Source organism: Spirochaeta lutea, from assembly GCF_000758165.1.
In the GTDB taxonomy this organism is placed as follows: domain Bacteria; phylum Spirochaetota; class Spirochaetia; order DSM-27196; family Salinispiraceae; genus Spirochaeta_D; species Spirochaeta_D lutea.
In genome coordinates this window covers 62,257-77,492 of the sequence record NZ_JNUP01000045.1, presented here as the reverse complement: position 1 = coordinate 77,492, position 15,236 = coordinate 62,257, and the positions used below count along the sequence as shown (strand labels likewise).

At 49.8% G+C, this 15,236-nt stretch carries 16 protein-coding genes; 10 read left to right on the top strand and 6 right to left on the bottom strand.

Annotated elements, in window-relative coordinates; all coding sequences use genetic code 11:
* Positions 1–16: 16 nt before the first annotated feature.
* The 6 genes from DC28_RS05055 to DC28_RS05030 are packed head-to-tail and all read right to left on the bottom strand — an operon-like array spanning position 17 to position 4,690.
* Positions 17–481, bottom strand: coding sequence for a hypothetical protein (locus DC28_RS05055; RefSeq protein ID WP_037546515.1), 465 nt, complete (start codon positions 479–481; stop codon positions 17–19).
* Positions 482–493: 12 nt separating this feature from the next.
* Positions 494–1,621 carry an NADH:ubiquinone reductase (Na(+)-transporting) subunit F gene (locus DC28_RS05050; RefSeq protein ID WP_238565769.1) on the bottom strand — a complete coding sequence of 376 codons (1,128 nt, stop codon included), beginning with the start codon at positions 1,619–1,621 and terminating at the stop codon, positions 494–496.
* A gap of 10 nt (positions 1,622–1,631) precedes the next feature.
* Entirely contained in the window at positions 1,632–2,225 is a 594-nt protein-coding gene (locus tag DC28_RS05045) for an Rnf-Nqr domain containing protein (RefSeq protein ID WP_037546513.1), read from the bottom strand.
* Entirely contained in the window at positions 2,222–2,845 is a 624-nt protein-coding gene (locus tag DC28_RS05040; RefSeq protein WP_193382275.1) for an NADH:ubiquinone reductase (Na(+)-transporting) subunit D, read from the bottom strand. Before DC28_RS05040 ends, DC28_RS05045 begins: the two co-directional genes overlap by 4 nt.
* Positions 2,842–3,474, bottom strand: coding sequence for an FMN-binding protein (locus DC28_RS05035; RefSeq protein WP_037546511.1), 633 nt, complete (start codon positions 3,472–3,474; stop codon positions 2,842–2,844). Before DC28_RS05035 ends, DC28_RS05040 begins: the two co-directional genes overlap by 4 nt.
* A 10-nt stretch (positions 3,475–3,484) precedes the next feature.
* Complete coding sequence (locus DC28_RS05030; RefSeq protein WP_052078475.1) at positions 3,485–4,690, bottom strand: RnfABCDGE type electron transport complex subunit D; 1,206 nt, start codon at positions 4,688–4,690, stop codon at positions 3,485–3,487.
* Positions 4,691–5,136: 446 nt separating this feature from the next.
* Between DC28_RS05030 and DC28_RS05025 the strand changes: the two genes are divergently transcribed.
* The 10 genes from DC28_RS05025 (at position 5,137) to DC28_RS04980 (ending at position 15,138) form a co-directional block, all read left to right on the top strand.
* Positions 5,137–6,162, top strand: coding sequence for a lipoate--protein ligase family protein (locus tag DC28_RS05025; RefSeq protein ID WP_037546510.1), 1,026 nt, complete (start codon positions 5,137–5,139; stop codon positions 6,160–6,162).
* A 65-nt stretch (positions 6,163–6,227) separates the two neighbouring features.
* Positions 6,228–6,671 (top strand): pyridoxamine 5'-phosphate oxidase family protein, encoded by a 444-nt coding sequence (locus DC28_RS05020; RefSeq protein ID WP_037546509.1) that lies wholly within the window; start codon positions 6,228–6,230, stop codon positions 6,669–6,671.
* Positions 6,672–6,698: 27 nt separating this feature from the next.
* Positions 6,699–7,694 (top strand): pyruvate dehydrogenase (acetyl-transferring) E1 component subunit alpha, encoded by a 996-nt coding sequence (gene pdhA, locus DC28_RS05015; protein ID WP_037546508.1) that lies wholly within the window; start codon positions 6,699–6,701, stop codon positions 7,692–7,694.
* Between the two features lie 17 nt (positions 7,695–7,711).
* Positions 7,712–8,692, top strand: a complete 981-nt coding sequence (locus DC28_RS05010) for a pyruvate dehydrogenase complex E1 component subunit beta (protein ID WP_037546507.1) — start codon at positions 7,712–7,714, stop codon at positions 8,690–8,692.
* A gap of 24 nt (positions 8,693–8,716) precedes the next feature.
* The gene (locus DC28_RS05005) at positions 8,717–10,027 is read left to right on the top strand and encodes a pyruvate dehydrogenase complex dihydrolipoamide acetyltransferase (protein ID WP_037546505.1); all 1,311 of its coding nucleotides are present in this window, start codon (positions 8,717–8,719) and stop codon (positions 10,025–10,027) included.
* 10 nt (positions 10,028–10,037) lie between these two features.
* Positions 10,038–11,432, top strand: a complete 1,395-nt coding sequence (lpdA, locus tag DC28_RS05000) for a dihydrolipoyl dehydrogenase (RefSeq protein WP_037546504.1) — start codon at positions 10,038–10,040, stop codon at positions 11,430–11,432.
* A gap of 273 nt (positions 11,433–11,705) precedes the next feature.
* On the top strand, positions 11,706–12,179 hold the full coding sequence (locus DC28_RS04995; RefSeq protein WP_156104586.1) for a hypothetical protein: 474 nt from the start codon (positions 11,706–11,708) through the stop codon (positions 12,177–12,179).
* A 98-nt stretch (positions 12,180–12,277) separates the two neighbouring features.
* Positions 12,278–13,378 (top strand): AI-2E family transporter, encoded by a 1,101-nt coding sequence (locus tag DC28_RS04990; protein ID WP_081941966.1) that lies wholly within the window; start codon positions 12,278–12,280, stop codon positions 13,376–13,378.
* 9 nt (positions 13,379–13,387) lie between these two features.
* Positions 13,388–14,455, top strand: coding sequence for a tryptophan--tRNA ligase (gene trpS / locus DC28_RS04985; RefSeq protein WP_037546503.1), 1,068 nt, complete (start codon positions 13,388–13,390; stop codon positions 14,453–14,455).
* The gene (locus tag DC28_RS04980) at positions 14,452–15,138 is read left to right on the top strand and encodes an HAD family hydrolase (RefSeq protein WP_037546502.1); all 687 of its coding nucleotides are present in this window, start codon (positions 14,452–14,454) and stop codon (positions 15,136–15,138) included. The genes trpS and DC28_RS04980 overlap by 4 nt, the downstream gene beginning before the upstream one ends.
* Positions 15,139–15,236 lie beyond the last annotated feature (98 nt).

Here is a 15,236-nt window from a genome sequence, read left to right as displayed (position 1 = left end):
AGAATAGGGCGGGCGACTATAATCCGAGGATGGCTTTGGCATGCAGCGGTTCAAGGCGGAACGGAGAGCCCTTGCCCTCAAAAAAGTGGTATTTCTCAATCAGATGGAGACTCATCTCGGTATACACCAAGGTTTTACCGCTGGCTTTGCCATCCACTAAAAGCTCTACCTCGGCGTTCACTTTTCGGAATATTCCGTCCTCAAAGGGAGAGGGGAGATACCCCCGGGCCTCGTCAACCCTGACAATCCATTTATTGTCGATGGTCACCGGTTCTCCCAAGCCTTTACGACCTTCCTCCATGAGGTAGCGCATTCTGGCGGTGAGAATCTCAAAATCCAGATCGAGCTCCTTCATAGTCTCCTCATCATGCTCGATTATATCCAAAAGAGGCCTCCGGTCATCACCGAGGAACCCATCCGCAGTGATTACACCAGCCTGCATATTCTGCTGTGCCTTCTGATATTCGGGTGTCATCTTCATGGAAGCGCCTCCTTATGCGAACTTATCGAAGTAGATCTTGTTCTCATCCATACCGAATTGCCTCATCACGATCATACACGCATCGAGCATTCCCGGGCTACCGCAGAGATAGCCTTCCTTGGTTTTTTCGGTATCGATCTTGGTTTCCAGGTAGGACTTCAGTACTTCGGTTATGAGGCCGGTTTCACCCTTCCAATCGGCATTCTCTTCTGGTTCAGAGAGGGCGGGGATAAAGTGAAAGTTCTTGTACTTCTTCTCCAGGTCGGCGAGCCACTCCAGGTAAAACAAATCCTTGGTGGTTCTGGCCCCGAAGAAGTACCACACCTCCCGGTTTTCGATCTCTCCGGTGTCTACCATGTGAGAGAAAATTGACTTAAAGGGAGCCATTCCCGATCCGCCGGCGACGCAGATCATTTGAGCATCGGTCTTCTGTACCTTGAAATCACCCACCGGAGCCACGACATTGATACTCTGTCCCTCTTGGAGGTGCTCATGCACGTAGGTAGTGACAATTCCCCCGGGGACCAGCCGAATGAGAAATTCGAGGTGGTTTTTATCGTTAGGGTTGGAACTGAAACTGTATGCCCGTTGAGTCCGTTCCTTAATCTTATTATAAGGAGGAACCTCGAACTGGCCGTATTGTCCGGGTTGATACTGCAGGTCGGTTCCTTCAGGAAGTTCTAACAGGACTTCCTTGATGTCGTGGGTCACGTCGGTGATTTTTTTCACCTTTGTGGTGAGCTTTTGAATGTTGAAGAGTTCCTCGGGAATCTCAATCTCCAGGCTCTGCTTGACCTTAACCTGACAGCTGAGCCGGATATTCTCTGCCTGCTCCTCCTTTGTCAGGTACGGGGTTTCCGTCGGGAGGTGGGGGCCTACATCGGATAGAACCTTGACCTTACAAGCTCCGCAGCTTCCACGGCCCCCGCAGGCCGACGGAACAAAAATATCTTGTTCAGCCAGACTTAATAGGAGGGGACTACCGCCTTTGACGTTAAGATCTTTTTTGCCGCTATTAATATCTATCACCACATCTCCGTAGTTGTTCACAATTCTGTCAGTTATAGAGATGAGAGCACCAAGAACAGCACTAATGACGCCGAGTGAAAGGGGTGCTAGAAATAGTGTTGCAATGTTCACCAAATCCTCCTTATTGAACCTGTAGCATGCCGGAGAATCCGATAAATGCCATAGCCATGAATCCAATTGTAATCATGGTGATTCCCGGTCCTTGCAATCCCGCCGGCACCGGTGCCTTATCAACCTTCTTTCGAATCGCAGAAAGGGCCATGATGGCTAACCACCAGCCAAGGCCCGAACCCAGGCTGTATATGACGCTTTGTATGAAGCTGTAATTTCGAATTTCAATGAATAGGGCTACCCCGAGAATCGCGCAGTTAACGGTAATGAGGGGGAGAAATATTCCCAGACTCATATACAGAGCCGGGCTGACCCGGTCGATCACCATCTCGAGAATCTGTACAACCGCGGCGATTACCACGATGAATACGATGTACCTGAGGTATTCTAGTCCGAGGGGTATCAAAATAAAATGGAGCACAGCCCAGTTGGCCATGCCGGTGATAACCAGCACCACCGTTACCGCCATCCCCAGCCCGTTGGATGACTTCATATCCTTTGAGATGGAAATGAAGGAGCACATCCCTAAGAAATTCGCTAACAGGATATTTGATGTAAGAATCGATGCAAAAAATAATGAAAAAGGACTTATTACAGGACTCATTTATCACCTCCGGTCTCTTGTTTCAACATAGTCTCCTTTGCAATCCAGAGTAGAATCCCTACCAGGAAGAAGGCACTCGGCGCCATAACCATAATGGTCCAATTGTATCCTCCGTTTGTAAACTCCATGGGCATTACCCGGAACCCGAATAAGGTTCCAAAGCCCAGCAGCTCCCGAACAAACGCAAGAAGCATGAGCACGGACATGTACCCGAGCCCGCTGGTAAATCCGTCCCAGAAGGATATGAGGGGGGGATTTGATTGGGCGAAGGCCTCCGCCCTTCCCATGATGATACAGTTTGTAATAATCAGTCCGACATAGGGGCCGAGGTTTTTGCTAATTTCCGGAGCGTAGGCCTTAAGCAGGATGTCTACGATGATTACATAAAACGCGATGACAAGGGTTTGTACGATCATCCGGACCTTCCGGGGGATCATTTTCTTGATGATGGAAATAGTAAAACTCGACAGGGCGGTAACAAAGGTAACTCCAATTGTCATGATGAGTGTATTGGTGAGTAGGTTGGTTACCGCCAAGGTGGAACAGATCCCCAATATTTGGATCAATATGGGATTATTCTCCCAAATATTATTCTTTAGGATGGCCTTAGCCTCACTCATGATTTACCTCCCAAAATCTGACGCATTCGGTCGATGGCGCGGTTAATTATTGTGTCCATGCTTTCGCTTGTCCGGGTTGCTCCCGTAATGGCATCCACACCGCTATCGTTTTTATTCGGATCGCCGCTCCCGGTGCCCTGCTTAAAAGACAGCCGGCTCTCTCCCGGAATCTGCTGATTTACGAACTGTTCCTTGAACCAGGATTCATCAATCCGTCCACCCAGGCCCGGGGTTTCGTTGTGAGAAATGATCTCAAGACCGGAGAAGGTTCTCAGGCTGGAATCAAACCCTAACACTAGTTCAATGGTGCCCCAGAGCCCGGAGCCTTGGGTTCTCAAGGCGTAGCGTTCCTGGTTTTCAACTTCTGCACGGTACAGGGTGCTTCCGTCGGATGATCCGTAGGTATCGGTAACATCGGAAACCTGCTGATATTTCTGGATGATGTCCTGGTTATTGCCTACTTCATACTCCATACCAAGGGCGGTGAGAACGGCTTGGTAGTCAGCAACCTTGGCGTTTTCTTCCACGATGGTACGGGTTCCTTCATTGGCGAGGGCCAGAAGGAATACAAATCCGAAGGTTACCAGAAATGAAAATATGATGGTGTATACTAATCCGTTTTTATCCATATCCTCCCTCCTAAGCCTTTGATGCGGTCTTAGCCGGTTTCTTTGCGGCCTTCTTTTTTTGAGCTGGAATAATTTCATCCAGGAGGCTGGCAAAGGTATTGGCTAACAGGATACCGAAGCTCGTTCCCTCGGGAAAACCGGAGAACACACGAATCAGGATGGTTACACTTCCGATGATTACACCATAGATATACTGGCTGATTTTCTTATTCGGGGCGGAAACGGGGTCGGTAGCCATGAAAACGGCAACAAAAAAGAGGCTTCCGCTGAATAAAAACGATAGAATCACCTCAAGATGCTCCACTCCGCTTTTACCCTGAGGGCTCATAGCAGGACTCAGCTGTTCCATGAGGCCTGAGAAATAGAAGATGACCACCAAAATGGTTGCGCTGGTGAGGGTGGATAGAATCATTCGCCAATTAGCAGTCTTGGTGTAGATCAGGTAGATTCCCGCCAGGATAATAAGGAAAATGGAGGATTCTCCCAGGGCGCCGACCCTTCTTCCGAAAAAGAGGTTTAGTAGAGAGTTTTGGTTGAGGTATTCCGTGCCCTGGGGGAGATTTGCTGCCTGGGCACCACGGTATATCTCCAGGGGAGTGGCAGTGGAGACCGCATCAATTTCCATTCCCCGAAGGCCGAGGCTGCCGAGAAGGATATAGCCTAGGATTGTCAGGGCGATTCCCCCAAAGATTGTTCCCTTAACCAGGGCTTTTTTCTCGAAGTTTCGGGTAATTAGTATATATGCGAGGGCGATAATGGCGATGACCATGAGTGCCTCAGGCCAGGAGCTTCCCTGGGTTTGGCTATTGATGCCGAGGGTTCCGAAAGATCCGGGAATCATCCAGGTTGTCTGCATTAGGAGCGGGAAGGAAATATAGGTAAAAATCCGTCCGGTTATGGCGGGGTTGAAGATGTTCCTGCCGAATCCGCCATAAACACCCTTACCCATGACTACAGCGAATACGGTGGCAATTCCTGCAACCCAGAGCGGAACTGCGGGTGGCAGGGACAGGGCAAGCAGGGCAGAGGTGACCAATACAGCCTCGCTGACTTTCTTATTCCGACTTTTTTCCATTATGAATTCCGTCAGGATCCCAAGACCGAAAACAACTGCAGCAACTGCTACTGAACGCCATCCGTAGAGCCATAATGACCATAGGAAAATTGGCACAAGCGAGTACAGTACCCGCCGCATGATGATTTGTTTTTGAAACACAGCGCCTCCTCCACTAGATTAACCTGTTTGTACTATCTTCCAAAGTATAGTCTATGAAAATTGTCTTTGTATATCAAAAAGCCTGGGGGGCTTTGGGTAAGGGTGGCATACAAAGGCTACCCCTTCAAGGCTTGTAAACATTACAAAAGTTGTCATAAACTACTGGGACAGGATACTCTATGTCGAAAAGTTTATCAATATTTTTATAGAGATATAAACAAAATCCATGAAGCAGGTAGTCCAGAACAAACTAGGATGGTGGGATCCAAATAGAGAACGGGACTATGCAAAAAACTTGGTTTGCCCAATTCATCGGATTACCTTATATTTTTAGTAGGTCTTGTGACCAATTTGATTAATTTTTATGCAGTAGATGTGGTTGTCTGGATTAGGAAAGAAAGAGATTTCAAATCAGCTCTTCACAAAACGAAAAAAAAGAGAGTAAAATGCTCAGGAAATATCAAGTCGACCCAACTGAGTTTCTGGAGCCATCCTTGGACGATTCCGGGACGGGTGGGATATCCGGCGGATGGATCAACATGGGGCTGGGGGACATCGATTGGAACCTCAGTATAGAGGAGTTTATTTTTACCAACCTCCACACTCCTGGTCCCCTGCTATTGCTGTACGTAAGTGAACCGGCAGTTGTGATGGGAAAACACCAAAACCCGTGGCAGGAGGCCGATGTCTTGGCTCTGAACAATCTTGGGATTCCCCTACGGCGAAGGAAGAGCGGGGGGGGGACGGTATATCATGATGAGGGAAATCTTAATTATTCCTTTATTATGCCTAAGTCCGGCTTCAGCCAGGGAAGTAATCTGGGACTGTTAGCCTCTGCCGTGGAATCCCTAGGGATTTCAGTGGAGGTTTCCGACCGGGGTGATCTTTTACATGGGGGGAAAAAGTTTAGCGGTAACGCCCTCTGGTATACCCGGGACCGGGTATTACATCACGGGACAGTGTTGGTTCAAGCTGATTTGGACAATCTTCGACGTGCCCTCGGGGGGTTCAGGCGGTCCGGTGAGGCCCAGCTTACAGGGCGTTGGGTTGATTCAGCGCCTTCGCCGGTGGTGAATCTTTCCCAGGTAAAGCAGGAGTTGACTGTCCATCAGGTGGCGGAGGCCATCAGTCAGACTTGGCAGGAGGCTGTGCAAGCCTGGGGCCTCGGGGATGTAACGGCAGGAGTTAAAAGATTCGGTATTGATACTGGGCTTTGGAGGAAGGATAACCGAATATCCACTCTACTGGATGGGTACCGATCCTGGGAGTGGAACTTTGGAAGAACAAAGCCTTTTGAGTGTATTTTTCGGAATTCGCCTCAAACGAGGTTGCATATAGAGGATGGCTGTATTCGGAGCCTGACCCAAACCGAACCCCAGGGTGAGAAAGTCCGTGTTTTCTCACCGGGAATCCGGTTCCAGGGAGAAGTAAAAACAGATCTGTCTTTTCTGGATCCGGTGGGAAGCCGGTGATGGGTTTGGTAAACACAACCGGGTATAGCGGGTCATTGAGACTCAAATAGTGGTAAGGAGGACCCATGGACATCAAACAGATGTTCGGTGAACTGGACAAGATGTTGGACGAAAACAAGGCTGGCGTACTGGCTTGCGTGGACCCCCAGGGGGTTCCCCGGATGCGGTGGATGACAGCCGGAACTGTACGGGGCCAGGATGGTTTTCTCTATTCAGTAACCTTTCCCGATGCAGGGAAGGTACCTGTGCTGCGGGAAAAACCCAAGGCAACGTGGCTTTTTACGGCAAAAAATTACCGACAGGTTATCAGTGTTACTGGGACTATTCAGATTGTGGAGAATCCCAACCTCCTCTCCACGGTTATTGAGGCCCTGGGCCGGAACCTGGAGGCCTTCTGGAAGCTTCATAATGATCCTTCCGAGTTGGTAGTGATTGAGACGGTCATTGAAGAAATCGAAATCTACCATCCTGGAACTGGGGAGAGAGAACGCTCAACTGTAACGGCTTGATATCTGGGAATGGAAGGAGATAGTTTCATGAGTTCACTTAAAAAATATGACAAGGATTTTCTCCATGGCTTATTAAAGGACATGTTGTTAATCCGCCGGTTTGAGGAAAAGGCCGGTCAGATGTACGGACTTAAAAAGATAGGTGGTTTTTGTCACCTGTACAACGGTCAGGAGGGGGTTGCCCTGGGCTCGATCCGGGCCCTGGATTTGACCCGGGATTATGTATTAACGGCGTATCGCGACCATGGACATGCTATTGCCTGCGGGATGGACCCCAAGGGGATTATGGCCGAACTCTATGGGAAGATCACCGGAGTAAGCCGCGGTAAGGGCGGCTCTATGCATATGTTTGACAAAGAACGCCATATGTTCGGGGGAAACGGCATCGTAGGGGCCCAGATTCCTGTGGCAACCGGGGTGGCCTTTAAAAGCGCCTACGAGTATAAGCTAGGAAAAACCAAGGATATGGGGGTGACGCTTTGTTATTTCGGCGACGGTGCCATCCATCAGGGGGCCTTCCACGAGAGTCTAAACCTCGCCGCAGTTTGGAAGCTACCCATAGTGTACATAGTTGAAAATAACCAATTCGGAATGGGAACGGCTGTCAAGCGTGTTTCCGCCGTAGAGGATTTCGCCATCAAGGCTGAGGGTTACGGTCTGGAAGGACGAACTCTGGATGGAATGAACGTATTATCGGTGTATGAGGGCGTCAAAGAGGTAGTGGAGGAATCCAGAAAGACCGGAAAGGCCTATTTACTGGATATTAAAACCTACCGCTATAAGGGACATTCCATGTCCGACCCGGCAAAATACCGTACTAAAGATGAACTCGAGAACTATAAACAACAGGATCCCATAGTTCAGCTGAAGTCTGATTTATTGGAAGCCAAGCTCCTGAAGGAAGAAGAGTTTAAGGAGTATGACAACCAGGTTAAGAAGATTGTGCAGGAGGCTGTAGACTTTGCCGATGAAAGCCCAGAACCGCCTCTCCATACTATGTACGAAGATATCTACGCTGAATAAGGAAGCAGGGAGTTTTTATGGCAGTAATAACTTTTAGAGAAGCATTAAATCAGGCGATGGACGAGGAGATGGCCCGGGATGAGAGTGTGTTTCTCATGGGCGAAGAGGTCGCAGAGTATAACGGTGCCTACAAGGTTTCCAAGGGTTTATTAGATAAATACGGCCCGAACAGGGTATTGGATACCCCAATTGCCGAACTGGGCTTCACAGGCCTCGGGGTTGGCGCCGCTCTTGCGGGGCTGCGACCTATTGTGGAATGGATGACCTTTAATTTCGGTTTGTTAGCTCTGGACCAGTTGGTGAATAACGCCGCCAAGTTTCGACATATGTCCGGCGGCCAGTTGAATGTACCCATGGTTATTCGAGGTCCCAACGGGCCCGCAGAATATCTCAGTTCCCAGCATAGCCAGAGCTTTGCTAGCTACTACACCCACATCCCGGGATTAAAGGTAGTGGCTCCGTCCACCCCCTATGATGGGAAGGGGCTGCTGAAGAGTGCTATACGGGATGACAATCCGGTTATCTTTCTTGAGGCTGAAATGATGTACGGCTTACAAGGCGAGGTGCCTGAGGAAGAATACCTGATTCCCCTGGGGAAGGCCGATACTAAACGCCAGGGTGATGATGTGACCCTCATTACCTTCGGGAAACCAGTGCACATGGTCCTGGAGGCAGCAAAGCAGCTGGAAGAATCGGGAGTGAACGCAGAGGTGGTGGATCTTCGGTCACTAAGACCCCTAGATGAGCAGACAATCTACGAATCGGTGCGGAAAACCAACCGGGCTGTGGTTATCGATGAGGCTTGGCCCATGGCAAGTGTCGGAAGCCACATTGCATACCTGATTAGCAAAAATTGTTTCGATATTCTCGATGCCCAGGTTGAGTTGATTGCGAGCGAGGATGTACCCATGCCCTATAATCACACCATGGAATTGGAAGTGCAGCCCACCCTGGCAAAGATCGTTAATGCAGCTAAACGCGTATTGTATATGGACTAAGGTCCATACAGTAGGAGTATTACCATGGCAGAAAAAATTATGATGATCGCCCTTTCTCCCACCATGGAGGAGGGTACAATACTTTCTTGGAATAAAAAAGTCGGCGATTCCGTCGACACCGGAGATGTCCTGTGTGAGGTTGAAACCGACAAGGCGAGTATGGACTACGAGTCCGCCCAAGAAGGGACGATCCTAAAAATAATCCTGGATGAGGGAAGTTCAGCGAAGGTGGGAGATGCCATAGCCATCATCGGCGAGTCTGGTGAAGATTTTTCCGAGCTCGAGAAAGAGATTGAGGAGGAAAAGAAGGCAGCGTCACAGAAGGGCGCCCAGCCCGACTCAAGTGGGTCATCTGCTCCGGAGTCCTCGGGAGATCAAGATAGCTCCCCCTCCCAGCAGCCCCAATCAGCCTCCAAAGAGCCAGGCGCGCCAGCTACGGCAGGTACCGGAGGTCCTGTAAAATCAAGTCCCTTAGCAAGAACTCTAGCGCGACAAAAAGGCATAGACATCTCCTTGGTGAGCGGAACCGGTCCCGGGGGAAGGATTGTTAAAGAGGATGTAGAAAACTACAAAGGCTCGACAGCTCCAGCAAGAGGTGCCGCAGCCGGTTCTGGAGCCCCCGGTGCCGGATTTGTACCAGCCCAGCCCGCCGGTCAGGACCAGACCATTCCTGTGGCAGGAAAACGCGCGGTGATCGCCAAGCGTCTTGCCGAGAGTAAGTTTAGTGCGCCCCACTATTACATTAAAAACTCCGTGGAGATGGACAATCTCATGGCGGCCCGATCCATCCTTAATAAGGAAGCACCCCAAAAGGTAAGCTTCAACGCCTTTATTATGAAGCTCGCCGCCGAATCCCTTAAACGATACCCAGGGGTGAACGCAAGCTGGCAGGGTGATCATATCCTTCAATTCGGGTCAATCGACATCGGGTTGGCCGTGGATCTTGGCAACGGTCTGATCACCCCCATCGTACGAAATGTTGGGAACAAGGGCATTGTTCAGATAGACGCCGAATTAAAAGAGCTTATCCAAAAAGCCGGTTCAGGCTCCTTGAAACCCGAGGAATACTCCGGGGCTACCTTCACCATTAGTAATTTGGGAAGCTTCGGAGTTGAGGAATTTACCGCCATCATTAACCCTCCCGGGTCGGCTATTCTTGCCCTGGGTGAGGTTAAGAAAACACCTGTTTACGATGAATCAGGGGAGCTGCGGCCTGCCAGCATCATGAAAATGAATCTTAGCTGTGATCACCGGGTCATCGATGGCGCCCTGGGCGGACGGTTCTTGAGCGAGTTAAAGAAGATGATGGAAAACCCTGTCCGGGTTCTGTTTTAGGAGGATTTGAATGTCAGATCAGCAATACGATCTCGTTGTAATAGGATCAGGTCCCGGAGGGTATGTAGCCTCCATACGTGCAAGCCAATTAGGGCTCAGGACCGCAGTCATTGAGAAAGCGGAAACCGGAGGTGTTTGCGGAAACTGGGGGTGTATTCCCTCGAAGGCTTTACTTCATCAGGCGGAGATTTTTCGGGGCATTAAGGACCTGGAATATATGGGAGTTAGCGTTGATACCCAGGGGCTGAACTACGAGAAGATCCAAGCAAAAAGCAGAAAGGCAGCCACCAAGAGCGGCCGCGGCGTTACCGGTCTGTTAAAGAAGAATAAGGTCGATCTCATCCAGGGAACCGCCGCCATCACCGGACCAAAACAGGTAACGGTGGACGGGAAGACGGTATATAAAGCCAAGAATATTCTTATCGCAACGGGCTCCAGCCCCCGGGTTATTCCCGGCTTTGAATTCGATGAGAAGCAGGTTCTATCCTCCACGGGCATTCTCAAACTGACCGAACTACCGAAAAGCCTACTTATTCTCGGAGCCGGTGCCATAGGTATGGAATTTGCCTATGTTATGAATGCCTTCGGTGTTGAGGTGACCATCATCGAAATGATGGATCATATCCTCCCCCTGGAAGATGCTGAGGTTGTAAAGGTTGTCGCAGGTGATTTCAAGAAGTACGGAATCACCATGCTTACATCCACCAAGGCGAATTCTCTGAAGAAAACCACCAAAGGGGTGACCCTGGAGGTGGAGGGCAAGGATGGGAAGAAGCAGGAGCTCTCAGCCGAGAAGATCTTGGTTGCCATTGGTCGCGCTCCTAACAGCGCTGATCTCGGGTTGGAATCCCTGGGAATTAAGACCGAGAAGGGGTTCATAAAGGTAGGTGATTATTACCAGACTGATATTCCTGGAATCTACGCTATCGGAGACGTGATTGCATCGCCTCTTCTCGCTCATGTGGCGAGCAAGGAGGGGGAGATCGCCGTAGAGCACATGGCTGGACACCCACCCCGGGAAAAACGCCTGGATCCGGATCTGATTCCCGGAGCCACATACACCGAACCTGGAGTGGGGAGCTTCGGACCAAGTGAAGAACAGGCCAAAGAACGCGGGTTGACCTTCGAGAGTTATGTGTTCCCCTATGCAGGCGCCGGTAAAACTAATGCTATCGAGAAACCAAATGGGCTTGTGAAGATTCTATTTGATCCGAATACCAAGGAGATTCTTGCCGGGCATGTGGTGGGATATCAAGCTACCGAATTGATCCACGAGATTCTTCTTGCTAAGAAAGCGGAACTATTACCGGAGGATATCGCTACCATGGTGCATGCACATCCGACGATCTCCGAAGCAGTTATGGAGGCCGCACGAGGTGTTGAAGGATGGGCAATCCATATTTAATACCCTTTGGGCAGCTCACGACTGGTGTTGAAGTTAAGGATTAGATAGTGTGCAAAAGGTTGTAACTTTCGATGCTGACGCCACTATCTGTGGTGTGGCCCTTGGATGGAGCTGCTATATCTGGTGCCGTTTACAACCTTTTGCGCACTACATAACGATGATGGTGGGAGGGGGGTGGAGCCTGCAGCGCTCTGCCGCCCTTTCAGTTTCTGGAAATGGGAACTGAGTGAACCATAATGAATATTTCGATTGTTCGGGGTTACCAATAGCATGATGGAAAAGGAAGTACAGGGTCTGCAGCGTAGACTGCGGTCAACCCGAAAAGAAATAACATCCGGGCTCTCTATGGTCCTGCTATTTGGGGTAATGTCGATTGTTTTCGGATCCCGCTTCTGGTTGTTCCCTATGGTTTTTGTTGGCGTTGTTCCGGTTATCCAGGGGATTAGCAGGGTCGGTGGTATTAAGAGCCGCCTCCGGAATTTTGGAGTGGATCCCGAAACTGATGATTCTCCCCGTATTCCCGAGCCGGGATCCCGGGAAGATACCTCCGTACAAGCGAAGATCCTGCGGGCAGCCCAGAACCGCTCGGGCGTTCTAACCCCGGCCATTGCCGCCTTGGAGACCGGGCTGCCTATTGAACGTGTTGATACCGAGCTGCAGGAAATGGCGGGCAAGGGGTATGTATCCATGGAGGTTACCGATACCGGGAGAATTGAATACCATTTTGACGAGTTTAAGCCGCGCTGAACCGTTGCCCTGGGGTACATGGGTGGCCGGCGTTAGAATCTCCAGGAACTTGCTGAACCGTATCGAATAACTGCCGCTTCTTGGTTAGAATAGGGTGTATGAGAAAACGAATAATTGGATTTCGAGCTAGTCTTCAGGGTATGTTGGGGTTCTTTGTTGCCCTGGCTATTGTTGCTTCATTGAAATTTACCAGCAGCTTCATCCAGCCCTTTGTGATAGCCTTGCTTCTTTCCTTCATTCTGAACCCCTTGGTCGAATTTTTCGTAAGAATACATGTGCCGCGCTTTTTGGCTATTATACTAGTTATTGTTATATTGATGGGATTCAGCATTCTTATTGGATTGGTGCTGTTTGAGAGCGTAAACTCTCTTGTTGCTGAATACCCCAAATATCAGGATCGATTCTTTATTGTGGTGGATTTTTTTGTGGAAACCTTCAATCTACCCGGGGATTTTGTAACCCAGTTTGAGATCCCCCGCACCCTAGCGAGCCTCCTGGTGAATGTGAGTAGCGGGTTGTTCGGGTTTCTCGGAAATGTGGCATTAACCCTGGTTTTTCTGTTGTTTATCATGATGGAAAAACCCTTTATAAAAATAAAACTACGCGAGGCCTTGAAACACGAGCGGACCGAGAAAATCGGAAAGATTTTCGCCAATGTCAATCGGCACGTCGGCAGATACCTGCTGATCAAGTTTTTTGTGAGTTTTCTCACCGCCCTGATTGTCTTTACCGTGTTTTCAACCATTGGAGTAGATTTTCCCTTTATCTGGGGACTATTAACCTTCCTTTTTAATTTTATTCCTACCATCGGATCCATCCTGATTTCGGCCATCAGTATTCTCTTTGCCCTCATTCAGTTTTTCCCGGATTGGAATCCGATTATTCTCGCAGGTATCGGCATGATAATCCCCCAGCTGGTTATCGGGAATATTTTGGATCCGAAATTGACGGGTGATAGCCTTAATTTGAGTCCCGTGGTAATCTTGCTTGCTCTTCTGTTGTGGGGGTGGCTCTGGGGAACCAGCGGGCTATTTTTAGCTGTTCCCTTGACTGTTGGTATTAAGATTGCCTTTGAATATATACCGGGTTTAGAGTTTCTCGGAGTGCTGATGGGTACTGGAACCAAACCGGCACCGGTGCTCCTGGACGAGGGACCGCCGAATTCCCACGATGAAGTGAGCGAAGACCATCTAGAATAGGAGTCCCCCATGACTGAGAAAAAACGGATACTCACCGGCGACCGTCCTACAGGACAATTGCATCTTGGCCACTATGTTGGCTCACTGCAGAACAGACTTAAACTCCAAAGCACCTACGAGTGTTACTTCATCATCGCTGATCTGCATATGCTCACCACCAAACCTACCAAGGCGGATATTGAGCAGATCTCGAATAACGCACGGGATATGGCTCTGGATTACCTTGCCTGCGGGATTGATCCGCATAAGTCCGTGATTTATTTGCAATCCGCCGTCCATGAGGTCTATGAACTCAATCTATTCTTTGAAAACCTCGTAACGGTGCCCCGGCTCCAGAGACTTCCCAGCCTAAAGGATATGGTGCGCTCTGCAAACTTGGATGAAATGCCTTTCGGACTATTAGGGTATCCTGTCTTACAGACTGCCGACATCCTTATGCCCAGGGCTCACCTGGTTCCCGTGGGAAAAGATAATGAGGCCCATGTTGAATTGACCAGAGAAATTGCCAGGCGGTTTAATACCCTCTATGATGAGGTATTCCCTGTTCCGGATGTGTTGGTAGGTGACGTCCCGACCCTGGTTGGAACCGATGGCCAGGCAAAGATGTCTAAAAGTCTGGGGAATGCAATTATGCTTTCAGACGATGTAAAGACTGTGGAGAAGAAGGTCCGGGGTATGTTTACTGATCCCAATCGAATTCGGGCTGATGTACCCGGCAGGGTAGAGGGTAATCCGGTGTTCATTTACCACGATATCTTTAATCCCCGGAAAGATGAGGTCGAGGACCTAAAACAACGATACCGGGAAGGAACCGTGGGGGATGTGGAGGTTAAGGAGAAGCTGTCTCGGGCTATTAACCAGTTCCTAGACCCGATTCGTGAAAAACGTGATTATTATGAGTCCCAAAAGGGTTTGGTGGACGAGGTTATTTATGAAGGAACCTTGAAGATGCGAGAGGTGGCATCCCAGACCCTGAGGGATGCAAAAAAAGCCATGGGGCTTACCGGAGCTTGGAACAGGATAAGCAGAAAGGCTGAGGATGCCAGGAAAAAACGGGAGAAGTTAGGCCAGTCATGAGTCTTTCAACTGTCATTTTTGATCTGGACGGCACCCTCATTGACAGCGAAGCCAACTACCACCACAGCGACCAGCAGTTCTTGGAGGCCCGTGGAATTCATCTTCCGGAAGAGCACTGGAAGGATGTTGTGGGGGTAGGGTCCCGGTCGTTTTTGAGAACACTGCAAAGGGATTATGGCTTAACGGGTGATCTAGATGATCTACTTGCTGAAAAAGACAGCTGCTATCTTAAAATCGCCCGGGGCAATACCAGAGCCTTCCCACAGATGCAACTATTTGTTGAAGCCTGCCATTCTCGGGGTATCAAAATGGCAGTAGCAAGCGGTTCTTCCCGGGAGGCTATCGAGAAAACCCTCGGATGGGCCGGGCTGGAACAGTATTTTCCCGTCAGGGTCAGTGCTGATGAGGTGGCCGGGGGAAAACCACAGCCGGATATATTCATTGAGGCTGCCCGGCGGATGGGGGTTGATCCAGGGGAATGCCTGGTAATCGAAGACAGCCAGTACGGCGTTACTGCGGGAAAGGCCGCCGGTATGGTGTGTGCGGCCATACCAACGGTCACTACACCACCCTTGGCTGAAGCCTTTCTCCAGGCAGATATTCTTTTTCCCGGCGGCATGACCGAGTTTACGGCTGAAGGCCTCATACACCAATTAACAGAGAGGTTCCAGTGGAGGATGTAGAGGAGCGCAATACCTCTGGTCATGATTGGAGGGCAGGGTTCCAAAGATTCATATACCGGTTTTACGACCAACGGGGCCGGGACTTTATATGGCGCCGG